18 protein-coding genes are annotated in these 24,465 nt (G+C 54.8%); 11 read left to right on the top strand and 7 right to left on the bottom strand.

What is annotated here, in order from left to right; all coding sequences use genetic code 11:
* The first annotated feature begins 19 nt into the window (after positions 1–19).
* The 10 genes from recG to CCY01nite_RS11740 all read left to right on the top strand — a co-directional run bounded on the left by recG (position 20) and on the right by CCY01nite_RS11740 (position 14,320).
* On the top strand, positions 20–2,131 hold the full coding sequence (gene recG, locus CCY01nite_RS11695; RefSeq protein ID WP_146861394.1) for an ATP-dependent DNA helicase RecG: 2,112 nt from the start codon (positions 20–22) through the stop codon (positions 2,129–2,131).
* A gap of 260 nt (positions 2,132–2,391) precedes the next feature.
* Entirely contained in the window at positions 2,392–6,003 is a 3,612-nt protein-coding gene (locus CCY01nite_RS11700) for a T9SS type B sorting domain-containing protein (RefSeq protein ID WP_146861397.1), read from the top strand.
* Between the two features lie 7 nt (positions 6,004–6,010).
* The gene (locus CCY01nite_RS11705; RefSeq protein WP_146861400.1) at positions 6,011–7,030 is read left to right on the top strand and encodes a PorP/SprF family type IX secretion system membrane protein; all 1,020 of its coding nucleotides are present in this window, start codon (positions 6,011–6,013) and stop codon (positions 7,028–7,030) included.
* A gap of 61 nt (positions 7,031–7,091) precedes the next feature.
* Positions 7,092–7,661 (top strand): hypothetical protein, encoded by a 570-nt coding sequence (locus tag CCY01nite_RS11710; protein WP_146861403.1) that lies wholly within the window; start codon positions 7,092–7,094, stop codon positions 7,659–7,661.
* Between the two features lie 10 nt (positions 7,662–7,671).
* Positions 7,672–9,135, top strand: a complete 1,464-nt coding sequence (locus CCY01nite_RS11715; RefSeq protein WP_146861406.1) for a sodium:solute symporter — start codon at positions 7,672–7,674, stop codon at positions 9,133–9,135.
* A gap of 38 nt (positions 9,136–9,173) precedes the next feature.
* On the top strand, positions 9,174–9,872 hold the full coding sequence (locus CCY01nite_RS11720) for an LOG family protein (protein WP_146861409.1): 699 nt from the start codon (positions 9,174–9,176) through the stop codon (positions 9,870–9,872).
* An 83-nt stretch (positions 9,873–9,955) separates the two neighbouring features.
* Positions 9,956–10,597 (top strand): O-methyltransferase, encoded by a 642-nt coding sequence (locus CCY01nite_RS11725; RefSeq protein WP_146861412.1) that lies wholly within the window; start codon positions 9,956–9,958, stop codon positions 10,595–10,597.
* Between the two features lie 22 nt (positions 10,598–10,619).
* On the top strand, positions 10,620–11,960 hold the full coding sequence (locus CCY01nite_RS11730; RefSeq protein ID WP_146861415.1) for a glucosaminidase domain-containing protein: 1,341 nt from the start codon (positions 10,620–10,622) through the stop codon (positions 11,958–11,960).
* A gap of 4 nt (positions 11,961–11,964) precedes the next feature.
* The gene (hpt, locus tag CCY01nite_RS11735) at positions 11,965–12,498 is read left to right on the top strand and encodes a hypoxanthine phosphoribosyltransferase (protein ID WP_146861418.1); all 534 of its coding nucleotides are present in this window, start codon (positions 11,965–11,967) and stop codon (positions 12,496–12,498) included.
* Between the two features lie 52 nt (positions 12,499–12,550).
* A complete protein-coding gene (locus CCY01nite_RS11740; RefSeq protein ID WP_146861420.1) occupies positions 12,551–14,320 on the top strand; it encodes a YfbK domain-containing protein in 1,770 nt (589 codons plus the stop codon).
* On the opposite strand, the gene CCY01nite_RS11745 is transcribed toward CCY01nite_RS11740, so the two are convergent.
* The 4 genes from CCY01nite_RS11745 to CCY01nite_RS11760 form a co-directional block, all read right to left on the bottom strand.
* Complete coding sequence (locus tag CCY01nite_RS11745) at positions 14,304–15,683, bottom strand: high affinity choline transporter 1 (RefSeq protein ID WP_146861423.1); 1,380 nt, start codon at positions 15,681–15,683, stop codon at positions 14,304–14,306. The genes CCY01nite_RS11740 and CCY01nite_RS11745 overlap by 17 nt on opposite strands.
* A 50-nt stretch (positions 15,684–15,733) precedes the next feature.
* Positions 15,734–16,678 (bottom strand): class I SAM-dependent methyltransferase, encoded by a 945-nt coding sequence (locus tag CCY01nite_RS11750; protein ID WP_146861426.1) that lies wholly within the window; start codon positions 16,676–16,678, stop codon positions 15,734–15,736.
* A gap of 105 nt (positions 16,679–16,783) precedes the next feature.
* The gene (gene dnaJ / locus CCY01nite_RS11755) at positions 16,784–17,944 is read right to left on the bottom strand and encodes a molecular chaperone DnaJ (protein WP_146861429.1); all 1,161 of its coding nucleotides are present in this window, start codon (positions 17,942–17,944) and stop codon (positions 16,784–16,786) included.
* 74 nt (positions 17,945–18,018) lie between these two features.
* Positions 18,019–18,588: a nucleotide exchange factor GrpE gene (locus CCY01nite_RS11760; protein WP_146861432.1), complete on the bottom strand. Its 570-nt coding sequence runs from the start codon at positions 18,586–18,588 to the stop codon at positions 18,019–18,021.
* A gap of 126 nt (positions 18,589–18,714) precedes the next feature.
* On the opposite strand from CCY01nite_RS11760, the gene CCY01nite_RS11765 reads away from it, so the two are divergent.
* Positions 18,715–19,887 (top strand): class I SAM-dependent rRNA methyltransferase, encoded by a 1,173-nt coding sequence (locus tag CCY01nite_RS11765; protein ID WP_146861435.1) that lies wholly within the window; start codon positions 18,715–18,717, stop codon positions 19,885–19,887.
* Positions 19,888–20,059: 172 nt separating this feature from the next.
* On the opposite strand, the gene CCY01nite_RS11770 is transcribed toward CCY01nite_RS11765, so the two are convergent.
* From CCY01nite_RS11770 to CCY01nite_RS11780, 3 genes are all read right to left on the bottom strand, one after another.
* Positions 20,060–20,410 (bottom strand): T9SS type A sorting domain-containing protein, encoded by a 351-nt coding sequence (locus tag CCY01nite_RS11770; RefSeq protein ID WP_146861438.1) that lies wholly within the window; start codon positions 20,408–20,410, stop codon positions 20,060–20,062.
* Positions 20,411–20,549: 139 nt separating this feature from the next.
* A complete protein-coding gene (locus CCY01nite_RS11775; RefSeq protein ID WP_146861441.1) occupies positions 20,550–21,596 on the bottom strand; it encodes a PorP/SprF family type IX secretion system membrane protein in 1,047 nt (348 codons plus the stop codon).
* A 1-nt stretch (position 21,597) separates the two neighbouring features.
* Positions 21,598–24,444: a PKD domain-containing protein gene (locus CCY01nite_RS11780; protein ID WP_186831025.1), complete on the bottom strand. Its 2,847-nt coding sequence runs from the start codon at positions 24,442–24,444 to the stop codon at positions 21,598–21,600.
* Positions 24,445–24,465 lie beyond the last annotated feature (21 nt).

Genomic DNA, 24,465 nt, shown 5'->3' on the forward strand with positions numbered 1-24,465 from the left:
TGCCGTACTTCGTGCATCGATGTCACTCATCACTTCCATATTATCCAATCCGATCGAATACCTGAAAGGCGTAGGCCCGCAGAAAGGAGAGCTGCTGCGGAAAGAGATCAACCTGCACACCTTCCGCGATCTGCTCGAATACTACCCCTTCCGGTACATCGACCGCACAAAAGTGGAGCGGATCGGTCACCTGAGCGGGTTTGAAGACTTCGTGCAGATCAGGGGGCGCATCATACACATGGAAGTAGTAGGAGAGAAAAGAGGCAAAAGGCTCGTGGCTACCCTGCAGGATGAAACCGGCCGGATAGACCTGGTGTGGTTCCAGGGATGGCAATGGATGCAGAAATCCCTGCGGGAAAATGTGGCCTACCTCGTATTCGGCAGGATATCGCAGTTCAACGGCACCGTGCAGATGGCACATCCGGAAATGGACCTGCTCACGGAAGAAACCGCCACCGGCAAACAACACCTGGAGCCGGTATATTACACCACGGAAAAACTCAAAGCGCGCGGACTAACGGCGAAGGCTATAGGAAAACTTACCCGCAACCTGCTGGAACAGCTTTCACCCGGCGAGATACCCGAGAATATTCCCGCGCCGGTGCTGCAGCAGTTCCGCCTGATGCCCCGCGCCAGGGCTTTTTTCAAGATACATCTGCCCGCTTCCGAAGAAGAAGCAAAGCAGGCGCAGCGCAGGCTGAAGTTCGAAGAGCTGTTCCTCGCCCAGATACGCATCTGCCGCCTCAAGATCCGGCGGCATAAAGCGAGCCAGGGATTCGTCTTCGGCGCGGTCGGCGAAACGTTCAATACTTTTTATAACGATCATCTACCTTTTCCGCTCACCGGCGCGCAAAAAAGAGTGCTCAAGGAGATCCGCAAGGATACCATGACCGGCAGGCAGATGAACCGCCTGCTGCAGGGCGATGTAGGCAGCGGCAAAACCATGGTGGCCCTGCTCACGCTGCTGATGGCGCTGGACAACGGTTTCCAGGGATGCCTGATGGCGCCCACGGAAATACTGGCACAGCAGCACTTTGCAGGCATCTCGGAGCTGCTGAAAGACATGCCGGTGAAAGTGGCGCTGCTGACGGGAAACGTTAAAGGCAAAGCGCGCAAGGAAATACTGAAAGAAACCGCGGAAGGCAACATCCACATCCTCATCGGCACGCACGCATTGCTGGAAAATGAAGTGAAATTCTCCCACCTCGGTATGGCCATCGTGGATGAGCAGCACCGCTTCGGCGTGGCCCAACGGGCACGCCTGTGGGAAAAGAACCATATCCCGCCGCACATCCTGGTGATGACGGCAACGCCTATCCCGCGAACGCTGGCCATGACCGTGTATGGCGACCTGGACGTATCCGTGATCGACGAAATGCCGCCGGGCCGCAAGCCCATCACCACCGTACACCGCACGGAATACCAGCGCCCGCAGGTAATGGATTTCATCAAGGACGAAATACGCAAAGGCCGGCAGGCTTATATCGTTTACCCCCTCATCGAAGAATCCGCGAGCCTTGATTACGAGAACCTTACCAAAGGATACGAAGAGGTAAAAGCCTTCTTCCCCGAACCGAAATATTACATCAGCATGGTGCACGGCCGCCAGCCGGTAGACCAGCGGGAAGCCAACATGCACCGCTTCGTGACCGGCGACACCCAGATCATGGTGGCCACCACGGTGATAGAAGTAGGCGTGAACGTGCCCAATGCCTCCGTGATGGTGATAGAAAGCACCGAGCGGTTCGGATTGTCGCAGCTGCACCAGTTGCGCGGGCGGGTTGGCAGGGGAGCGGAACAGAGCTATTGTATATTGATGACCGGCAACAAAGTGGGGAAAGATTCGCAGGAGCGGGTAAAAGTGATGGTGCAGACGAACAACGGCTTTGTGATCTCGGAAAAGGATATGGAACTGCGGGGGCCGGGCGATATCGAAGGCACCCGGCAAAGCGGGCTGCTGGACCTGAAGCTGGCCGATATTGTGCAGGACCGCGCCATGCTCGCGGCCGCCCGGGAGTCCGCCGAAAAAATACTGGAAGAAGATCCCGACCTGGAACTGGCTGAGAATAAACCCCTTCACGACTATCTCGCCACCCAACGGTCAAAATCCGCATGGAGCAAAATATCCTGATCACTTTTTCGTTGTATTGCTGGATGCGCCGGCGGGGGAGGATTGACTATGAAATTGTTGCTTGCCTTTACCGAAAACGTTCATCACCCGCCGGCCGCCACTCAATCCGCCATTTCTCCGTTAAACCGTAACAAATTGAGGTAACAAACCGTTAAAATAAGTATATTACTTTAACAGGAAACAATCTTAAAAATCAGAACCGCTTGAAATCTACTCACCCTATCGGCCTTTTTATTGCACTTCAAGTCTGTCTCCTCTTTATGATAGGTGTGCCTGCGCGGGGACAGGAGAGCAGCAGCAATTTTTCGCCCCTCGAATATATTGAGAACAAAGGCCAGTGGACCGGCGATTTTCAATACCGGGCGGACCTCGCTACGGCCAGTATCTTCGTAAAGAAAAACGGTTTCCGGTTCCTGTTGCTAAGCAAAGAAGACCTGGCCAGCATCCCCGAGCTGAACCACGGCCACATGCAGGATTCCTCCGGCGGCAAGCCCATCTATTTCCCGGACCCCGGTCACGTGAACCTGCCCGGCAAGCTCCCCGGCAAACCCGGTTCCGGCAACGGCGAGAACGGCGGCATCGCCCATCCCCCCGTCAGGGGCCATGCGTACGACCTGGAGTTCCTCAACACCCTGCCCAACCCGGAGATCATTCCCTCCAAACCCACCCGCGAAAACAATATCACCTATATACTTGGTAACGACCGCTCCCGCTGGAAATCCGGCATCGGCGCATATACCAGCCTGCTGTACAAAGAGTTGTACCGGAATATAGATATGCAGGTATATTCGGAAAGCGGACAGATGAAATATGATCTGATCGTACATCCCGGCGGCAATCCTGATAACATACAGTTTTCCTATTCCGGCGCTACGGCGCTTTCGCTGAAAAAAGGCAACCTGCATGTGCAGACCTCCGTGGGAGAAGCCATAGAACTGGCGCCCTTCGCTTACCAGTATATCAACAGCCAGCGCAAGCGCGTAAACGTGTCTTACCAGTTAAGCGGAACAACCGTGCGCTTCAAGGTGTCCGGCAAATACGACAGCCAGTATCCGCTGGTGATAGATCCCACCGTGGTATTCGCCACGCTCAGCGGCTCCCGCGCGGACAACTGGGGCTTTACCGCTACCTACGACGCGCAGGGCAACTTTTATGCGGGCGGCATTGCCTTTAATACCGGCTATCCCGTTTCCACCGGCGCTTACGATAACTCCTTCAACGGCGGTTCATTCGATATGTCCATCACCAAGTTCAATCCCGCCGGCTCGCAGATCGTTTACTCCACCTATGTGGGCGGTGGCGGCGAAGATCAGCCGCACAGTCTTTTTGTGGATGCGCAGGGCCAGCTGGTGATCTCCGGCCGCACCAACTCTTCCGACTTCCCCGTTGACACTACTTACGGCCCCGGCGGCGGTTTTGATATTACGGTGACGAAATTGTCCGCCACCGGCAACGCGCTGATGGGGTCTGTACGGATCGGCGGCACCAGCAACGACGGCGTCAATATGCGGCCGGACAAAAAAGGGCCTACCGATGTGCTGTTGAGGAATTACGGGGATGACGCCCGTAGCGAAGTGGTGATAGACGGCGCCGGAGCGATCTACATCGCCAGCTCCACACAATCCGGCGATTTTCCCGCTTCAGCAACGGCTTTCCAGCCGTCTTACGGCGGCGGCCGCCAGGATGGCGTGGTGATCAAGCTCACGCCGAACGTGCGCCTGCAGTGGGCCAGCTTCCTTGGCGGCAGTGCGGAGGATGCGGCATATGTGCTGGCTGTTAACAACGGCACCAGCGTATACGTGGCCGGCGGCACCGCCAGCAGCAATTTCCCGACACGCGCCGGCGCTTTGTATCCTGCTTACAGGGGCGGAGCATGCGACGGCTACATCACCCATATCGCCGGCAACGGCACGTCCATCCTGCAATCCACCTTCATGGGCTCTGATAACAGCCGGGCGGACCAGGTGTATGGCATTCAGCTGGACCGGGACGGCGATGTATATGTAATGGGAACAACGGAAGGCAACTGGCCGATTCAGCAGCCTACCGGCACCGCCACTTTCTATAACGACAATTCCAAACAGTTCATCAGCAAGCTGCGGCCCAATCTTTCCGGGTTCATTTATTCCACCACCTTCGGCAAAGCCGCGGCGCAGCCCAGCCTGTCACCCGTAGCCTTCCTGGTAGACCGCTGCCAGAACGTGTATGTGTCCGGGTGGGGCGGCTCCCTGAACTCCGGCAATAATTTTTCAAACTCGGGCACCGCCGGCCTGCCGGTAACTTCCGACGCCCGCAAGCCCACATCCGATAACAGCGACTTTTATTTCTTCGTGATGCAGCGCGATGCGCTGGGCATCCTGTATGGTACTTTCTACGGCGGTAACGGTCTTGCCGAACACGTAGACGGCGGCACCAGCCGCTTTGACCAGAACGGGGTGATCTACCAGGCCATCTGCGCCGCCTGCGGCAGCGGCCGCAAGCCCCGCTTCCCCACCACGCCCGGCGCTTATAACAGCGGCATTCCGGACGGATGTAACCTCGGTGCGCTGAAGATCGCTTTTAACCTGGACGGTGTACGGGCCGGGCTTACCACGGAGGAAAGAAAAAGGAACTACTGCGTGCCCGCCACCATCACGTTCCTCGATACCACCAACGTACCGGCGCAAAGCTGGACCTGGAACTTCGGCGACGGCACCCCTGAAGTAACGAACACCAGCTCCACCATGACCCATACCTACAGCGTGGTAGGAGATTACACCGTGATGATGATCAAGTACGATCCGGCCAGCTGTAATTTACGGGACACCGCTTTCCTGGACATCCGCGTACGGGCGGACGAGGCTACTGTTGGCTTCACCGACCGCCGCCTGGACCCCTGCACCGAACTGAACTACGAATTTGACAATACATCCGTAGCGCCCGCCGGCAAACCGTTCACCAACCGGTCTTTCGTGTGGAACTTTGGCGACGGCACGCCCACGGATACAACGGATGAAAGCACCCAAACGCATAGCTACGCCGCGGAAGGCGTGTACACGGTAACGCTCACCCTCATCGACACCAATTACTGTAACGCGCCGGAAGTGATCACCCGCCAGCTTCGTGTGGCGGCCAACGTGTTCGCCCTGTTCGAAGTGCCGGACAGCTCCTGCGCGCCTTACGCGGCTATATTCGATAACACCTCCAAAGGAGGTGTGACCTTCGAGTGGGATTTCGGGGATGGAACAACTTCCACAGAAATATACCCCACCCACATCTACACACAACCGGGCCGTTACCTCGTGACCATGATCGCCAACGACCCGAACACCTGTAACCTCACGGACGATACTTCCATGTATATCACGGTGTTACCTCCGCCGGTGGCAGGGTTTACCTACCAGCCCACTACGCCCGTGGAGAACACGCCGCATGTTTTTACCAATACTTCCACAGGTGCGGCACACTATTGGTGGACATTTGGTGACGGGGATACTTCTTCGGCCGTGAACCCCACGCACCAGTATCTCGCCACAGGCACCTATGAGGTTTGCCTGATCGCGGAAACCGAGTTCGGATGCCATGATACGATCTGTCAGACCGTTAGCGCGATCGTGAACCCGCTGTTTGACGTGCCTACCGCATTTTCGCCTAACGGAGACGGTATCAACGATATATGGGAAGTGAAAAGCTTCGGTATAACGAAATACGAAATGAAGGTCTTTAACCGCTGGGGCCAGCTGGTGTTCGTGTCGAACGATCAGAAGCTGGGATGGAACGGCCGCTTCAACGGCGCCCTCCAGCCGATGGACGCTTATGCTTACGTATTGAATATTGAGTTCAGTCATGGTGAGCGGGTGACCAAAACAGGAAACGTTACTTTGTTAAGATAGTTTGGTTATGAGAAAGATTGCCTACCACATGATCCTGGTTTGTTGCCTGACGGGTGCTGTTTCAGCTTCCGCCCAGGACCTGCACTTTTCGCAGTTCTTCAACTCACCGCTTTCCACCAATCCCGCCAATACAGGTTTTATCCCGGATGGCAACTACCGCCTGGGCATCAATTACCGCAACCAGTGGGCCACCATCCCCGTTCCATATAAAACGATGTCGCTGTTCGGCGATTTCCAGCTGTTCCGCGATCAGCTGGAATATGGATGGGTAGGCGTTGGCGGCATGCTGCTCCGCGATGTGGCGGGCACCGGCAATCTCACTTCCACCAAGGCTTACGGCTCCGTGGCCTATCACCAGCTGTTGGGGCAAAGCAGTCTGTTGTCCGCCGGCTTCAATTTCGGATATGCGAATAAACGGGTAGACCTGAGCAAGCTGACCTTCGGCACCCAGTGGAACGGACAGTTCTTCGATTCCCAGATGGTGTCCGGCGAGCCGATCGACAACTCCTCCATCGGGTATTTCGATATGCAGGTAGGCATGAACTATGCGTATTTCCCGACCGACAATATCTACATTAACGGCGGCTTTTCCGTGCATCATGTGAACAAGCCCCGTGAAACCTTTTACAGCGGCAACAACCAGATAGAGCCGCGGTACATCGGCTTCCTGAATGCCAGCCTGAAAATGAGCGATTACATCATCCTCAACCCCGGCGCCTATTACGCCCGCCAGGCCAATTCCAGCGAAACGATGTTCGGCTTTTACGCCGCCTACAACCTCTCCGGTGACGGCGACAAGCAGGTGTTCGGCGGATTGTATTACCGCGTGAAGGATGCTTTTCCGTTCGTGGTTGGCTACCAGATGAGCAACGTGCGCCTGATGTTCAATTACGATGTTACTTCTTCCAATCTTGCCGTGGCGAACAGCCGCCAGGGCGCATACGAGCTGAGCCTTGTGTACACCGGCGTTTATCCGAACCGCGCTTTCGGCAGGGCAAGAAGAGCATCGCTGTGCCCCTCATTTTAACATTTAATATGCCTGCCAATTGCCGGAAAACCGATAATTTAGCCGGACATAAATATGTACTATGCAACGTTTACTCCTCGCCGTTATATTGCTCTTCAGCGTGCATGCCGCATCCGCGCAAGGTTATGTAACCGACAGCTCCCGCGGTTTTGATAAAAGCAGGCTGATGGTTGGCGGAGCGCTCGGCTTTTCATTTGGTGACTATACCTTTGTGAACGTATCCCCGCTGATAGGCTACCGCTTTTCTCCCATGTTCGCCGCGGGCATCAACATCAACGCGCAATATGCCGCGCAGCGCTTTCGGTATGAAGGGGAGATCACCGAACGAAATAATTATTCCATCTTTGGTGGCGGCGTGTTCGCCCGCTTTTATCCCATTGATCAGTTCTTCATTCATGCGCAACCGGAGTATAACAGGATCGCTGTAAAAAATACAACTTACGGCGACGAACGCATCGTTAGAAAAGACAGTTACTTTACGCCCAGCCTGCTGCTCGGCGGCGGTTACGCCCAACCGATCGGCGGCAACTCCGCCATTACATTTATGATCCTCTACGATGTGCTGCAGGACAGGAACTCACCCTATATGAACCGTCCCATCTTTTCCGGCGGCGTGAATCTCGGCCTGTAACCCGTTTGCAATGGCGCCCGGATTACTCGTACTGTTCATCTGTTCGTATTTCTTTTTGCTGCTGCTGATCTCTTACCTCACCGGCCGCAAAGCGGACGCGCAATCCTATTTCATCGGCAACCGCAACTCCGTCTGGTACCTGGTGGCCATCGGCATGATCAGCGATTCTTTGTCCGGCGTCACGTTCATTTCCGTGCCCGGCAAGGTAGGCACCGGCGCTTTCGCATACCTGCAAACGGTGCTCGGTTATGCCTTCGGCTATGTGGTGATCGGCATGGTGCTGCTGCCGCTGTATTACAGCCGCCATCTTACCTCTATCTACACTTATCTGCAGCAACGCTTCGGCCCGCTCACGCAGAAGATGGGCGCGGTGTTCTTCATCCTTTCCCGGCTCACAGGCTCCGCGGCCCGCCTGTTTGTGGTCACCGGCGTGTTACAGCTTTTTATGTTCGATCATTATCATGTGCCATTCGCTTTGTCCGTTACCATTATGATCGCGCTGATGCTCGTGTATACTTATCGTGGCGGCATCAAAACGCTGGTATGGACGGATACGCTGCAATCTGTTTTCCTGGTGGCGGCCGTGGTGATCACCATCGTGATGATCACAAAAGATCTCGGGTGGGACTTCGGCGGGCTGGTCAGTAACATTGTTCGCAGCGAAAAGGCTACAGTATTTTTCTGGGACTGGAAGCAGCCGGATTTTTTTCCGAAGGAATTTTTTGGCGGGATGATGATAGCGGTAACGATGACGGGGCTGGATCAGAATATGATGCAGAAGAACCTCAGCTGCCGCACGCTCCGCGAAGCGAAGAAGAACGTCTATTCCTTCGGCGTCATGCAGCTGGTAGTGCATATATTCCTGCTGTCGCTCGGCGTGCTGCTATATGAGTTCATCCGCGCCCACGGCATGCAGATGCCCGCGGGAACGGACAGCATCTTCCCGCTGGTGGCGTTGAACGGTCTTGGTACTTTTGCCGCGGTTGCATTCGTAGCGGGCCTCCTCGGGGCAACCTTTTCCAGCGCGGACAGCGTACTCACTACATTGACCACTTCATTTTACATCGATATACTCGGTTACAGTACGGAAGATATGGACGGGCGGAAGAAGCGACTGCGGCAGCGCATTCACATCGCCTGCGCGGTGTTGCTGCTGCTGACGGTGCTGCTTTTTAAAGCCTTTAATCAAAGCGCGGTGATCGATACCGTACTGTTCCTCTCCACCATCACCTACGGCCCCATGCTGGGCCTGTTCGCGTTCGGCATACTGAGCCGGCGCAAGGCGCCGGACGGCGCTTCTATCCCGGTGTGCATCATCGCGCCCCTGATCTGTTTTATCCTGAAAAAATATTCCGCGGAGTGGTTCGGCGGATACAGATTCGGTAACGAGCTGCTGATCCTGAACGGCGCATTGACGTACGCGGGCCTGTGGCTGTGCGCACAAAGCAGCATAACGCGGCCCTCACTCCGGTAAAAAATTGTAGTTTAGATAAACAAAAAAAAGAACAGCAGATGAATGAGTCGTTAAAGAACCTGAAAGATCGTGACTGGACGGAAACCAAAGCCCATTCCAGCTGGCAGATCTTCAAGATCATGGCAGAGTTTGTGGAAGGGTTTGAAGTGTTGGCGAAGATCGGGCCCTGCATTTCTATTTTCGGGTCCGCGCGCACGCGGGAAGGCAATCCTTATTATGACCTGGCCTGTGAAATTGCGGAGCGCCTCGCTACCGATGGCTTCGGTATTATTTCCGGCGGCGGCCCCGGCATCATGGAAGCCGCCAACAAAGGCGCGCAGAAGGCCAACGGCAAAAGCGTGGGACTGAACATCACGCTGCCGCATGAGCAATATCCCAACAGTTTTATTGATTATGACAAGAGCATCAACTTCGATTACTTTTTTGTACGCAAGGTGATGTTCGCCAAATATTCACAGGGCTTCGTAATGATGCCCGGAGGCTTCGGCACGATGGACGAGTTCTTTGAAGTGGCGACGCTTATCCAGACGAAAAAAATGACGGAAACGCCGCTGGTGCTGGTAGGGAAAGCCTATTGGTCCGGTTTGCTGGAATGGATCAGCGCGGTGATGATGAAGAAAGAAAGCAATATTCACCCGGAAGATCTGGACCTGCTGAAAGTGTTCGACACCGCCGATGAAGTGGTGGAGTACTTCCGGGTATTCTACACCACCAACAAGCTGCGGCCCAACTTCTAAGGCGGTCCCGTTAAGATACCATGAAAAGGCATCCATGCCTTGCTGCCTCCCGATTATTGCGTAGGTTTGCAAAAAAACAGGGCATGGAGGTAATACCGCAGGACATTCAGGCGTTTGCAGAACAATACAGCACACCGGAACCGGAGCTGCTGTACCGTTTACACCGGGAGACTTACCTGAAGGTAGACCAGCCTCATATGCTCAGCGGCCATGTGCAGGGCCGTTTCCTGACGATGGTCAGCCAGATGCTGCGCCCACGGCGGATACTGGAGATCGGTACATACACCGGCTACTCCGCGATCTGCCTCGCGCAGGGCCTCACGGAAGACGGCATTTTGCACACGATCGATATCAACGAAGAACTGGAAGCCATGTCGTCCCGCTACTTTGCATCAGCGGGCCTCAGCGGAAAGATCGTGCAGCATACCGGGAAGGCCGCTGAAATTATACCGCAGCTGGATGAGGTGTTCGACCTTGTTTTTGTGGATGCGGATAAAGCGGGCTACACCGGGTACTACGATCTCGTGTGGGACAAGCTCCGGCCCGGCGGTTTCATGCTGGCCGATAACGTGCTGTACCACGGTGAAGTAGTGCTGGCGGAAAGTGAGCAAAGCAACAACGCAAAAGCCATGGTCCGCTTTGCCGAAAAAGCCATTGCAGACGAGCGCGCCGAAACATTGCTGCTCACGCTGCGCGACGGATTGATGCTGATCCGCAAGAAATAAGCCCATTAAATTCAATATATACATGCAAGTAAAGTCATACTGCCTGGCGATCTGTATGGTGATCTGTAGCGCCGCCACGGCCACAGCACAAAACATCAGCACCACACAGTACATAGACAGGTACAAAGGCATCGCGATGGAAGAAATGCGCCGCTCCGGCGTGCCCGCCGCCATCAAGCTCGCACAAGGCATCCTGGAAACGCAGTCCGGCAACGGCTGGCTGGTGCTCAACTCCAACAACCACTTCGGTATAAAATGCAAGAATAACTGGACCGGCAAAAGCGTTAACTACGACGATGATGCCCGCGATGAATGTTTCCGCAAATATGATTCTCCGGAAGACTCCTGGAAAGACCATTCGGATTTCCTGCGCAACAATCCCCGTTATAAATTTTTGTTCGACTACAAGCCGGATGATTACAAGTCCTGGGCCTACGGCCTCAAAACGGCAGGTTACGCCACCAGCAGGACCTATCCGCAGCAGCTTATCCAGATCATAGAAAACTATAACCTTCAGCAATACACGACGCTGGCCATGAGCAACCAGCCCATTCCCGAAGGGCCCGTGTTTGTAGCCGCGCCCCCCGCTGCGCCGCCGCGTGAATCCGCCGCCGCACGGGAAGATTATGAGCCGGTGAAAGTGAACTATCCGCAGAACACCGTATTTAAGATCAACGGCAAGAAGGTGATCTATGTAAAGGAAGGCACCGCGCTGATACAGGTCGCCAACGCGCATAGGATCCGCCTCAGCAACCTGCTCAAAATGAACGACCTCGCGGAAGACGTGCCGCTGGAAAAAGATATGCTCATCTTTCTGCAAGGCAAAAGCAAGAAAGGCAAAAACGATTTCCATGTGGTAACTCCCGGCGAAACGCTGCACGATATTGCACAGGCGGAAGGCGTACAGCTGCGCTGGCTGCGCAAGCGCAACAAGATGGAAGAAGGCGATCAGCCTGCCGCCGGTGAAAAGATCGTGCTGGACGGATATGCGTCTTCAAAGCCAAGGCTTGGCAGCAACTCCGTGGCGAAGGTAGACGAGCACAAAGACCTCGAGCCGAAAAAAATCATCAAAGACATCCGCGAAGAAATAGAAAAAGCAAATAACGCCCCGGTGGCCGCACAGGAAGCGCCCGCGGCTCCGCCCGTGGCAACGCCCAAGCCCAGGCCTGGCGGCCTTCCCCCGGAAATGGTGGAAGACCTGAAGAAGATCGGCACCGAGGGGCAGTATCACACGGTGGCGGAAAAGGAAACGCTGTACAGTATTTCAAAGAAATATAACATTACCGTGGCCCAGTTGCAGGCATGGAACAACCTGTCTGACAACGGTATCAAAATCGGCCAGCAACTGATTGTTCGAAAATAATACCATGACGATACAAGTACATGACAAGCGGTTTGAGCCTTACATTGCTGAAACCGAATTGCAGCAGCGCATCCGGGAGCTGGCGTACGAGCTGAGCCATGACCTCGAGGGCAAAAAGCCCCTGTTCATCGCTATCCTCAACGGATCGTTCATGTTTGCCGCCGATATTTTCAAATATCTTACGATAGAAGCGGAGATATCTTTTATCAAGCTCGCTTCGTACAAAGGCACCAAGTCCACCGGCAACGTGATCACCGCTATCGGCCTGGAAGAAGACCTGTTTGGCCGCACGGTGGTGATCCTGGAAGACATTGTAGACACCGGCAAAACGCTCAGCCAGTTCCTGCCGCAACTGCAGCACCAGCAGCCCCGGCAATTGCTGGTCGCCGCACTGCTTCACAAGCCCGATGCCACTACCCATCCCGTACAAATAGATTACCTCGGCTTCTCCGTGCCCAACAAATTCCTGCTCGGTTATGGGCTGGACTATGACGGTCTGGGGCGTAACCTGCCGGAGATTTATCAGTTGAGTGAGTGATTGATTAAATATTTTCTTAATTTTATGTATCGTTGTATGAGATAATTTTACGATGCATAAGTTCCTCATGCTGCTTTTCTGGGTATGCGGAAGTTTGATGTCAGCGGCACAACAGCGGGGATGGGTAACGGGGGCTGTGCAGGACAGCGTGAGCCACAATCCTGTACAGGGCGTGAAGGTCAGTATCTACCGGGATACGCCGAGCGTCAAAACAAACCAGTACGGGCTTTTTCGTATAGACCTGCCCGCGAACAGCACCCACCTCGTGTTTGAGCACCCCGGCTACCGGACCAAAATAGTGCCCCTGGACAACCACGATCGCATGCTCATTGAGCTGAGCCCTTTAACGGGCCAAAAGACGGACAATTCCGCGGACATTGCCAAGGCAAAGGCCCGGGCGAGGTTTGCCCATAGCACAAACCCCAACTACGGGAATATCGGCATGGGGGCATCGTCCTTTTTTGATGAAACGTACGGCAAGCTGTACGAGAACAAGTTCGTGGAAACGGCCAAAAGCAGCGTTTCTTCTTTTGCGATGGACGTAGACCGCGCGGCGTACAGCAACATGCGGCGCTTCGTAAAGCTGCGCAAGCCCATTCCCGTGGATGCCGTGCGCATAGAGGAACTGGTGAACTACTTCCATTATGCTTATCCCTTGCCGCGTAACGACAGCCTCTTCGCCATTTATTCCCATTATACGGACTGCCCCTGGAACAATAAGCACCGCCTGCTGGAGATCGCCGTGCGGGCGCAGCGGATAGCGATAGACAGCCTGCCGGCCAGCAATCTTGTTTTCCTGATCGATATATCCGGTTCTATGGGCACGGCTAACAAGCTGCCCCTTTTGCAGGCGGCTTTCCGGGTGCTGGTGCAGAACCTGCGGCCGAGGGACCGTGTGGCCATCGTGGCATATGCGGGTACGCCTGGACTGGTATTGCCCTGCACGCCGGGGCATCAGAAGGAAAAGATCCTCAACGCGATCGATTACCTCAGCGCGGGCGGCGCCACAGCCGGCGAAGCCGCCATCAGGATGGCCTACCAGATCGCGGAGGAAAATTTCATTCCCAATGGCAACAACCGCGTGATCATGGCTACAGACGGCGATTTCAACGTGGGGCAAACGAGTGATCAGGACATGGAGGACCTCATCCTGCTAAAAAAAGAAAGCGGCGTATTGCTCACCTGCCTTGGCTTCGGCATGAAGGATTACAAGGATTCAAAGCTGGAAACGCTGGCCAGCAAAGGCAATGGCAACTTCGCTTATATCGATGACCTGGAGGAGGCCAACAAGGTTTTTGCCCGTGAATTCGGCAGCACGCTATTCACCATCGCCAAGGACGTACGCGCGCAGGTGGAGTTCAACTCCGCCAGGGTAAAGGCTTACCGGCTGATCGGGTATGAAAATAAAATACTGAAGGAAGATAACAGCAACGGTGAAAAGATCGTGGGAGGAATTGTCGGATCGGGGCATTGCGTGGTGGCTTTGTACGAAATAGAACCGGCGGAACCTGATCCGGAGGGCGTGCTTTCTGCCGTAAAGATATGGTACCGTACCCCTGTAGATACTACGCTGCATTCCCTGTGGCAATCCGTCACCGGCCGGCCGCAGCAATTCTCCGCGGCGTCATCCGACTTCCGGTTTGCCGCGTCCGTGGCCTTGTTCGGGATGCTGCTGCGGAAGTCGCAATACGCGGGTGAGGGAAATGTGCGCATGGTAACGGATATGGCTAAACGGTCGTTGGGGCCAGACAAGGAAGGATACCGTAAAGAATTTCTGAAGCTGATAAAAATGGTGAAGAAAAATGCTAGTTGGTTGAAATAGGCCGTTTCCACCCGTAGGTCCCCACAAGCATCCCTAGTATACTGCTGAACAGTCCCACAAACAACGGCGGCATCACCGTATCCATCATCAAACTGACCAGATACCCCAACGTCCCCGCCGCAATAGATAACACCGCGCCCGCTTCATTAGACCTTTTCCAGTACAGGCCGGCAGTCAGCGGAATGAAAAGAGATACCAGGCTCAGCACGGAAGAAGAGGCCACCAACTCGTAAATATCCTGGCTGCCCAACGCCATGATCATAGACAGTGCGGACACGATTACCACGGATAAACGAATGATGCGCAACAGCTTCTGATCACTGATGTTGGCAAAAAGCGGGCGGATGATATTTTCCCCGAGCACCGTGGCCGGCGCCAGTATCGCGCCGCTGGTGGTGCTCATGATAGCGGAAAGCAGTGCGCCGAAGAACAGCACCTGTATAAATAACGAACCGTGCTGCAGCACCATGTTCGGTAATATCTTTTCGTTGTCTGACATCAGCTCCGGGTACAATTGCTGCGCGCACAGCACGATCAGCAAAGGCATCAGCCCGATGACCAGGTACATGAGCGCGCCGAGGTAGGAAGAATGCTGCGCCACGCGCTCGCTCTTGCTGCTCATCAGCCGTTGAAATACGTCCTGCTGCGGAATGGAGCCCAGCCCGATAGTCATCCAGGCGGCTACATAGTTCATCCATCCTTTCCAGGTATGATCCGGAAAAAAGCGGAACGTGCCTTCGGGCGCCCTGTCCACCACGGTGGCCAATCCGCCCGCATCCTGCACCGCTATCCAGGTGATCACCACAATACCGATCACGATCATGATCGTCTGGATAAAATCGGTAACCGACACAGACCACATCCCGCCCATGTAAGTATAAGCCATCACGATCAATCCGCTGGCTACCATGGCAACGGACAGATCGATGCCCATCACCGTGTTTACCACAATGCCCATGGCTACGATCTGCGCCGCGATCCAGCCGAAGTAGGAGGGGATCATCAGCAGGGCGGAGATCACTTCGGCCTTGCGCCCGTACCGCACCTTGAAAAAATCGCAGAAAGTAAGGAGGTTGCTGCGGTATAATTTACGCGCATAGAACAAGCCCACCAGTAACAAACACAACGATGCCCCGAAAGGATCTTCCATCACGCCCAATAAACCATGTTGCGCAAACTCGCTGGTAGCGCCCAGCATGGTTTCCGAACCGAACCAGGTGGCAAAGATCACGCAGGTGCTGATGCCCAGCGGAAGGCTGCGCCCCGCCACCACAAAGTCGCTCGCGCTCTTTACCCGGCGTGCCGCCCATCGCCCGATCAGTACGGTGATCAGCAGGTAGATCAATACGAATCCTGTAAGCATGCGGGAAAATAATAAAAAGAGTTCACATGATGATGAGGGCGCCGGATGCGCTATTTGATAATCCGGAAACAATGCCTCAGCAGCTTCCCCTGGAAGTCGAACGGCACGGTCTGCGCGGTGATGTTCCTGATGGAAGCCGCTTCAATGTTCGCTTCATCCAGTTCAAAACGACGGAGGTTGTTGGAGAAATAGATCACGCCGTCTTTCCGGGTGGCCAGCAATACTTTGTTGATCAGCGTCACATGGTCGCGCTGGATGTCCAGGAAATCTTTCATGCGCTTGCTGTTGGAGAAAGTGGGCGGATCAAGGATCACGAGGTCGTAGGTGTTCAGCTTCAGCTCGTCGAGATATTGCAGTACGTCCGCATGAATGTACTCGTGCTTTGCCGGATCGAACAGCCCGTTCAGGCGCATGTTCTCCTCCGCCCATTGCAGGTAGGTTTTGGAAAGGTCGATGGACGTAACGGTGGCGGCGCCGCCCGCTGCGGCGTATACGGAGAAGGAGCCGGTATAGCAGAAAAGGTTCAGCACTTTTTTGTCCCGCGCTTCTTCGCGCACCATGTGGCGGGTGATGCGGTGGTCGAGGAACAGGCCGCTGTCCAGGTAATCAGAAAGATTCACTTTGAATTTCAGCCCGTCTTCCTGTACGATCAGCTCTTCTTTGGAAAAATCCAGTTTTTCGTACTGGCTTTGCCGGTCCTGTTTACGTTGACGGGTGCGCAGGTAGAGATCGTCGCGGGAAACTTCCAGCACTTTGGCGACCACGTCCAGGCTGTGCTGCAGCCATTGTTCGTAGGCGTCATCATCGAGATTGTGCTGGCTCTGATATTCGGCTACGTATACTTTGTCCTCATACAACTCTATGATCAACGGAAATTCCGGCAGGTCGCGGTCATACAGCCGGAAGCAGGTGATCCCCTGCCGCCGGGCGGTTTTGCGGAGGTGCTTGAGCACTTTCGCCAGCCTGTTTTCGAACATCTGGAATTTGTCGGACATGGGAGCAAAGATAGAAGGATTGGACATGGAGGGCAACAAAAAGTGATCACGGTAAAGCCGTGTATTAAAAAGGCTGACCGTTCTTCCGGCCAGCCCTGGTATATTTTAACTGAAGATGTCGCGTACTTTCTCGAAGAAGCCCTTCTCGCTTTTCTCCGGATTAGGTTTGAAGTTGCCGGATTCCTGCATTTTTTCCAGCATGCTCTTTTCTTCCGCGCTCAGCGTCTGCGGCGTCCAGACGTTCACATGAATGAGCTGGTCGCCTTTCTCGTAGCTGTTCACGGAGGGGAAGCCTTTGCCTTTCAGGCGGAATATCTTGCCGCTTTGGGTGCCGGGGGGTACTTTGATCTTTGCTTTCCCGTCGATCGTGGGTACTTCCAACTGTACGCCGAAAGCCGCGTCGGGGAAGGAGATGTGCAGGTCGTACGCTACGTTCAGCCCTTCGCGCTGCAGTTCTGGATGCGGTTCTTCCTCGATGAGGATCAGCAGGTCGCCTGGCGCGCCGCCTCTTTCACCGGCGTTGCCTTTGCCGCTCATGCTGAGCTGCATGCCTTCCATGACGCCCGCCGGGATGTCGATCGATACGGTTTCTTCCCCATATTGACGGCCTTCGCCTTTACAGGCGGTACATTTATTGGTGATCACCTGGCCTTCGCCGTTACAGGTAGGGCAGGTGGTGACGGTCTGCATTTGCCCCAGGAAGGTCTGCGTTACCTTGCGTACCTGGCCGGAGCCCTGGCAGGTAGAGCAGGTCTGGAAAGCGTTCCTGTCTTTTGCGCCGAGCCCGTTACAGGTGGAGCAGGTCACATGCTTTTTTACCTTGATCTTTTTGTTGGCGCCTTTGGCGATCTCTTCGTAGTTGAGCTTGATCTTTACCCGCAGGTTGCTGCCCCGGGTGCCTCTGCCGCGGCGCTGTCCTCCGCCGGAGCGTCCGCCTCCGCCGAAGAAGCTGCCGAAAATGTCCTCCCCGAAAATATCCCCGAAGTTGGAAAAGATATCGTCCATATTCATATGGCCGCTACCGTATCCGCCGCGGTTGCCCATGCCGGCATGGCCGAAGCGGTCGTATTGCGCGCGCTTGTCGGGATCGCTCAGCACTTCATAGGCTTCCGCCGCTTCCTTGAATTTTTCTTCCGCTTCCTTGTTGCCAGGGTTACGGTCAGGGTGGAACTGCATGGCCACCTTGCGGTAAGCCTTTTTGATCTCGTCCTGCGAAGCAGTTTTGGAAACCCCCAGTATTTCGTAAAAATCTCTTTTGGTGGACATGTTTATACACTTGTAAAGCCCACTCTCCGGAGCGGGCCGTTATTTTTTATCAACAATAGTTCGCTGTCACATCGTCATTTGCCGGTTACAACGCGGGCATGACGGATGATCTTGTCATTCAGGTAATAGCCTTTTTGCAGTACGTCCAGTACCTTGCCTTTCAGTTCTTCGGTAGGGGCAGGGATCTCTGTGATGGCATCGTGCAGGTCGGCGTCAAATTCCTGGTGAAGGCTGTCCATCGGCTTCAGACCTTTTGCCTGCAATACGCTGTGCAGCTTGTTGAAAACCAGCATCACACCGTCTTTCAGCGCATTTACGTCCGTTGCTGTTTCCATTTGTTTCGCGGCCCGTTCGGAATCGTCCAGCACATCCAGCAGGGCGATGATCACTTCCTTGTTGGCAGTATTGATCAGTTCGATACGCTCTTTGGCGTTACGTTTCTTGAAGTTGTCAAAATCGGCGTTCAGCAGCAGGTATTTCTTCCGCAGCTCTTCCAGTTCCGTGCGCACCTTTTCCAGCTCGCTTTCCTCCGGCAGGGCATCATTCAAATGGGTAGATCCGCTCTGGTTCTCGTCTGCATTGATATTGGGGATAAATTCCTCCGGCTGCCCATTTGCCTGTATGTCTTGGTCTTTTTCTGTCATGATGGTATAAATTGTCTGCAAAGGTACAACGGACAATAATTTTGCCAACGGTTGGCGGGGGGACAATTTGGCAGGATTCCGCAAGACCGCCGGAAAGTGTACCTTTGCGCCTGCGAAATAATATACATGACAAAGGTTTTTCTTAAAAAGAAGATACAAAACAGGGTTTTGCTCGGCCATCCCTGGATTTTCGGGAATGAAGTGGGCCAGGTGGAAGGCGATGTAACAGCCGGTGATATCGTGGACGTGTTCACGCATACCGGCATGTTCGTGGGCCGGGGATACATCAACCCGCAATCACAGATACTCGTGCGCCTGCTGACCCGCGACCGGCAGGAGCAGGTCAACGATGCATTTTTCCTGCACCGCCTGCGGAAAGCCTGGGAATACCGGCAAAAGATCGGCTATGTGGAAAACTGCCGCCTGGTGTTCGGGGAAGCGGACGAACTGCCCGCCCTCATCATCGACAAGTTCAACGACTACCTCGTGATACAAACCCTGGCGCTCGGCATGGATCGCTGGAAACCCGCTATCGTGGCGGCGCTGGAAGAGATATTCTCTCCCAAAGGCATCTACGAGCGCAACGATGTGCCGGTGCGGGAACTGGAAGGACTGCCGCAGCAGAAAGGGTTTTTAAGTGCTCCCTTCGATACCAACATCATCCTTAACGAGAATGGCCTCCGCTTTCATGTGGACATAGAAAACGGCCAGAAAACGGGGTATTTCCTGGATCAGCAGGACAACCGCCGCGCCATTCAGCATATCGTGAAAGGCGCCGATGTGCTCGAAGCCTTCTGTTATACCGGTACTTTCTCCTGCCATGCGGGGCATTACGGGGCCAAAAGCGTACTGGGGCTGGACATCTCCGAGCATGCCGTGGCCACCGCCCGCCGCAATGCGGAGCTGAACAACCTGCAGGATACCTGCAAATTCATGGCCGTGAACGCATTCGACCAGCTGAAGCAGTGGACGAAAGAAGATAAAAAATTCGATGTGGTGATCCTGGACCCGCCGGCCTTTACCAAAAGCCGCGAGAACATCCAGAAAGCCATCACCGGTTATAAAGAGATCAACCTCCGGGGCATGAAGCTGTTGAAGCCCGGCGGGTTCCTGGTGACCGCCAGCTGCACTAACCTCGTTGATCCTTCCCTTTTCCTGGAGATCATTGATATGGCCGCGAAGGACGCGAAGAAGAAACTGCGGCAGGTGACGTTCATGACACAGGCGCAGGATCATCCTATTCTCTGGAATATTGAGAACACTACTTATCTGAAGTTCCTGATCGTGGAGGTGCAGTAACAAGAGGTACCGGAACCTGAGCTGTTAATGAGATTGCCGGGCGGCCATCTACAAGGTTTTACTAGGGTATCACTAGGGTATCTATAGGGTATCTCTAAGGTATCTATAGGTAAGTCTGTAATAAAAAAGTCCTGACGCAGCAGGACTTTTTCTTATATGAAAATCGTGAAATTTATTTCACCACATTGAATTTTCCCGACTCTACCAGGTTGCCGTCCTTATCTCTCAACTGGAAAATATAAATGCCGGCGTAGTAGTTGTCCAGGTTCACGGGTGTTTTCTGATTGATGTTCTTGAAGTGGTCTACTTTTTTGCCGAGGAAGTTGTATACAATAATCTCGTATTGCTTATCGTTATTACGCTGAAGTTCGAAATAGATCTTCGTGGAGGCAGGATTGGGATATGCCTTTATAACTTTACTCGCACTATCATTTTCTGAGAGTGGTTTTGGGCTTTGAGACCATGCCGGAACGGAAATGGTACAGAGCACAATAAATAATACGAACGTAAAGTTTTTCAACATAGTATCCAAAGATAACGATTTTTTTAAATATTTGCCAAATCTTTTTGGTTTTGATCCTATTGTAAATATAACAAACGGCACGCCAAATATTGTAGGAGCTGTGTTGTTTTTTTGAAATATTTAACTGTTTTTAACATTCTCAGAAACTTGGGCAGGTAACACTGTTGAGGGTAGTATTCCGGCTGTTGAGGAAGCTTTTGAACACCATCGATACCTCAAACCCGCCCATGGCCTGGCTTGCCGTCCGCAGCCGGGAGATGTTCACATCATAGCTCACCCCGATCTCATAAGCACCCATATCCAGCCGTACCATCGGCACCACCGCATCATTCCACCGGAAGAACAGTCCCCCGTACATGCCCCTGTCGGATTCCAGGCCCTGGTCCATTAGCCCGTACCCGATCATGGCGCCGCCGATGAACTCCTGGTAGGCTCCCTGGTGCAGCTGGTTGTAGTGGGCGACCACCTTCACTCTTTCCGAAACGGGGATGGTGATACCCAGGTTGAGGCTCAGCTTGGGTTCCAGCTCCACTTTTTCATCATTGTAAAAAGACACTTTCGGGCGGTTGAAATGATAATAGGCCGCGCCGATGAAATAGTTCGTGGCCTCGCCGAGCACGCCGTTGTAGCTCATGCCTACGCCCGCGTCCCAGTACCGGTAGCCGATCTTCGCCAGCCGGCCTTCCTCGCCTGTGGGCGCATAGGGATCAAAGCGGCCGTTGGTATACTGGTTGTTGAAAGTAAGGTGCGTGGGATCGAACTGGCGTTGCACCATGCCGCCCATGAAACCGAGCGAGAGGAAGCTGCTTCTGTCCTCGCTCAGCGATTTATGATAGTTGATGGCGGGCAGTATCTGCGCGGACTGCAGGCGGGAGGTGCCTGCGCGGTCGTATGTCAGTTGCAGGCCGGCGGTCACGTGGTCGTTATAATTGCCTACGGGGAACTTCATTTCCCCGCTCACCGTGCCGGTCTGGTAAGGAATGGTTACGCTGTTCCACTGGTTGCGGTATACCGCCTGCACCCGTACATCGCCATTGAAAATGCCTATCAGCGCGGGATTGCGCAGGATGGGCGTTTCGGCGAACTGTGACAGGTGAATGTCCTGCGCCGCGCCGTTGAGGGCGCTGAAGCAGCAACACGCCAGCATCGCCGTTTTCCACCTGTTCTTTATGCGTTTCAGCTTCATACTATCGTAATAAGGTTACATTTCCTTTTAAATGAAAAGTTTCGTTGGAGTCGCAGAGCAGTTCGGCCATGTAAATGTACACGTCCGCGGCCAGGGCGCGGCCGTTGAAAGTGCCGTCCCATCCCATTGCCATATCCTCCACGTTAAAATTCTCGCGCCGGAAGACTTCCTGCCCCAGGCGGTTGTATATGCGGAAGGACTTAACCGTCCGGATACCTTTGCCACGCGCATAAAACACGTCGTTCATGCCGTCCCCGTTCGGTGAGAAGCCGTTCGGGAAAAATACCACGCTCTGATCGCAGACCAGCTTGATGTTCATAATATCCGTGCGCTTGCAGCCAACGTGATTGGTGACTTCCAGCGCATAATCCATCGACTGGCGCGGCGCGGCCACCGTTTCGGGGCAGCTGGCGCAATCCAGGTACGTAGCGGGTTTCCACTCCAAATGTACCACATCGCTGCTGTACGTGGGTGTCAGCTGCACAATGCTGCCTACGGTCACCACCTGGTCCGCACCGGCATTCACCTCCGGCACGGGCCGTACGGCCACGTTGATCTGCGCCGTAGCGGCGGGGCAGGAGGGATCATTGCTGGCGCTGACGGTGTAGGTGCTGTTGACTTCCGGCATCACCACGGGCATGGCGGTATTGGCGCCGGTGATGGTAGCGTCGTCGGGCGTCCAGGTGTAGGCCGCGGCGCCGTAGGCGCGCAGCTGGGCGTGCATACCGCTGCAGATGGACGTGTCCGCGCTCACCGTCAGGTGCACGTCCGGCACTACCTGTATCGCTACCGTATCCCTCGCCGTACAGCCGTAAATGTTAGTAGCCACGGCGATGTAGGAGGTATCCCTCAGCGGCGTTACGTCCGGGTTACTGCAATTGAGGCAGCTGATCTGGTAAGGCCGTTCCCAGCGCACAGGCGCGTTGCTGATGCCCTGCAGCGTCACCGTGTTGCCTTCGCAGATCTTTGCCTGCGGCGTGAGGGCGTGCACGATGGGCGTGGGGCGTACGGTGATATTGATCGTTGTGGAATCTTTACAGTTGCGCGCGTCGGTCACCACCAGCTTCACCGGGAAAGTGCCGCTGGCATTGTACATGGTGGCGGCGGGTGTTTGTAATGCGGAGCGCGTGCCATTGCCGAGGTCCCATTGCCATTCCGTCAGCGGAATATTGGGGGAGGGAACGGATGTTTGCTGAAAATTCACCGGCTGCCCTTCACAGGCATTGCCGGTTACGGTTAAGGCCGCCTGCGGCGCGATGACGGTCAGGTGGTTTTGCTTGATGATCGTATCGGGACAATAAGCCGGGTCTTTATAACGGATGATGAGCATGTCCGTGAAAACGCCGGTAGTATGTACTGTTTTGCGGATATCATCTTCCGTGGTGGTCAGCACCGAACCGTCGCCGAAGCGCCAGTCGTACGTTTCCACCAGCGTATTCGGCACGTGTACCACGCCGTAGGGCACTTCGCTGCTGCGGCAGATGGTGCCCACGCCGGTATGAAAGTCGGCCGTGAATACCTGTATCGTCTGGAAGTAAGTGCTGGTGCAGGTTTGCGCGGCGTTCCGCACGGTGAGCCGCACGGTGTAGGTGCCGCCTGTGGTATAGATATGCCGCGGATGCGCGCTGTTATCCAGCGGGCTGCCGTCGTCGAAATCCCACTCGTAGGTGTCGCTTCCCGCGCCGGTGGAAATATTGGTGAAGTCGAAAGCCATTTTGTTGTCGCAGCGGCGCTGGAACGTGAAGTTGGCCACAGGGCCCTGGTTGCTGAGCGTCACGGGCGCGGCGGAAGTATAACATCCGTTGGAGCCTGCCGCCAGCTGCACAGTAACGTTTCCGCCCGTACGAAATACGTGGTTCACGTCATGTTCCGGCCCTTCCAGCGTAGTGCCGTCCCCGAAATCCCAGCGGTAATCGTCCGCGTTAATGGCCGAGGCCAGAAGGCGGGTACTGGTGCCCGCGCAATCGTTCGTGCGGGTGGCGGTGAAGCTCACGTTCTGCGGCGGAACGCCTGTTTTTACCAGCTGCTGGAAGCTGCGCGTGGCGGTGCATCCCTGCTGGGTGGTCACCGTGAGGCTCACGGTGTGATTGCCGGTGTTGGTATAGCGATGGGTGATGGAAGGCGTGGTGGAGTTGTCCGAACTGTTGTCGCCAAAATTCCAGGCGCAGGCGGTCACCGCGTCGTTGTTAATGGTGTTGACCGTAGCGTTGAAAGTAGCGTCGAAAGGAACACATCCCTGCAAACCAATGTCGCTCAGGCTGATCTCCGGCGCGGCCATCTGAATGAAACCCTCTTTCCGCAATGTTTGCGTACAACCGTTGGCGTTACTAACGGTAAGGGATACGTTAAACGTATCGATGCGGGTATATTGATGCTGTACGGTAGCGGCGGAAGTGGTCACTGGCGGCGTGCCGTCCCCGAAATCCCAGGTCCGCTGCTGCCCGCCCGGCGTAAGGTCGGTAAAAGTAGCCGTGTAAGGGCCGCAGGCATACCGGTTGTTCACGGTGAAATCCACTGCCGGCGCGGGATAGATCGTGAGGCTCTGGCTCACGCTGCTGGTGTTGGTGGAATAATAGGCCGTGAGCGTAACGGTTACCGGCCCGGGCGCGTCGAAGCTGATCACGGGATTGGCTTCCCGGGAGCTTCTGCCGTTCCCGAAATCCCACACCAGCGAAAGCGGCGTGCCGGTGCTGGTATTGTGAAACGCAACAGATACCGGCGCGCACAGGTTAACGGGCGTGGCGTTATAGGTAAACGCCGCCTGCTGCGCTTTCAGCAAAACCGGCGACAGCAACAAACTCAGCACCGTCAGCAGCTGCCTGCCATGGTGCATGCACAGGTTTTTCATATGAGGTGCAGGGATATGAAA

It is taken from the genome of Chitinophaga cymbidii (assembly GCF_007992715.1).
GTDB lineage: Bacteria > Bacteroidota > Bacteroidia > Chitinophagales > Chitinophagaceae > Chitinophaga > Chitinophaga cymbidii.

Bases quoted from the DNA above. Each gene is read 5' to 3' on its own strand.
- CCY01nite_RS11740 (WP_146861420.1), top strand. From the start codon at position 12,551: ATGCATAAGTTCCTCATGCTGCTTTTCTGGGTATGCGGAAGTTTGATG.
- CCY01nite_RS11765 (WP_146861435.1), top strand. From the start codon at position 18,715: ATGACAAAGGTTTTTCTTAAAAAGAAGATACAAAACAGGGTTTTGCTC.
- hpt (WP_146861418.1), top strand. From the start codon at position 11,965: ATGACGATACAAGTACATGACAAGCGGTTTGAGCCTTACATTGCTGAA.
- CCY01nite_RS11775 (WP_146861441.1), bottom strand. From the start codon at position 21,596: ATGAAGCTGAAACGCATAAAGAACAGGTGGAAAACGGCGATGCTGGCG.
- CCY01nite_RS11725 (WP_146861412.1), top strand. From the start codon at position 9,956: ATGGAGGTAATACCGCAGGACATTCAGGCGTTTGCAGAACAATACAGC.
- CCY01nite_RS11710 (WP_146861403.1), top strand. From the start codon at position 7,092: ATGCAACGTTTACTCCTCGCCGTTATATTGCTCTTCAGCGTGCATGCC.
- CCY01nite_RS11770 (WP_146861438.1), bottom strand. From the start codon at position 20,410: ATGTTGAAAAACTTTACGTTCGTATTATTTATTGTGCTCTGTACCATT.
- CCY01nite_RS11700 (WP_146861397.1), top strand. From the start codon at position 2,392: ATGATAGGTGTGCCTGCGCGGGGACAGGAGAGCAGCAGCAATTTTTCG.
- CCY01nite_RS11760 (WP_146861432.1), bottom strand. From the start codon at position 18,588: ATGACAGAAAAAGACCAAGACATACAGGCAAATGGGCAGCCGGAGGAA.
- CCY01nite_RS11750 (WP_146861426.1), bottom strand. From the start codon at position 16,678: ATGTCCGACAAATTCCAGATGTTCGAAAACAGGCTGGCGAAAGTGCTC.
- CCY01nite_RS11745 (WP_146861423.1), bottom strand. From the start codon at position 15,683: ATGCTTACAGGATTCGTATTGATCTACCTGCTGATCACCGTACTGATC.
- CCY01nite_RS11715 (WP_146861406.1), top strand. From the start codon at position 7,672: ATGGCGCCCGGATTACTCGTACTGTTCATCTGTTCGTATTTCTTTTTG.
- CCY01nite_RS11705 (WP_146861400.1), top strand. From the start codon at position 6,011: ATGAGAAAGATTGCCTACCACATGATCCTGGTTTGTTGCCTGACGGGT.
- dnaJ (WP_146861429.1), bottom strand. From the start codon at position 17,944: ATGTCCACCAAAAGAGATTTTTACGAAATACTGGGGGTTTCCAAAACT.
- recG (WP_146861394.1), top strand. From the start codon at position 20: ATGTCACTCATCACTTCCATATTATCCAATCCGATCGAATACCTGAAA.
- CCY01nite_RS11780 (WP_186831025.1), bottom strand. From the start codon at position 24,444: ATGAAAAACCTGTGCATGCACCATGGCAGGCAGCTGCTGACGGTGCTG.
- CCY01nite_RS11720 (WP_146861409.1), top strand. From the start codon at position 9,174: ATGAATGAGTCGTTAAAGAACCTGAAAGATCGTGACTGGACGGAAACC.
- CCY01nite_RS11730 (WP_146861415.1), top strand. From the start codon at position 10,620: ATGCAAGTAAAGTCATACTGCCTGGCGATCTGTATGGTGATCTGTAGC.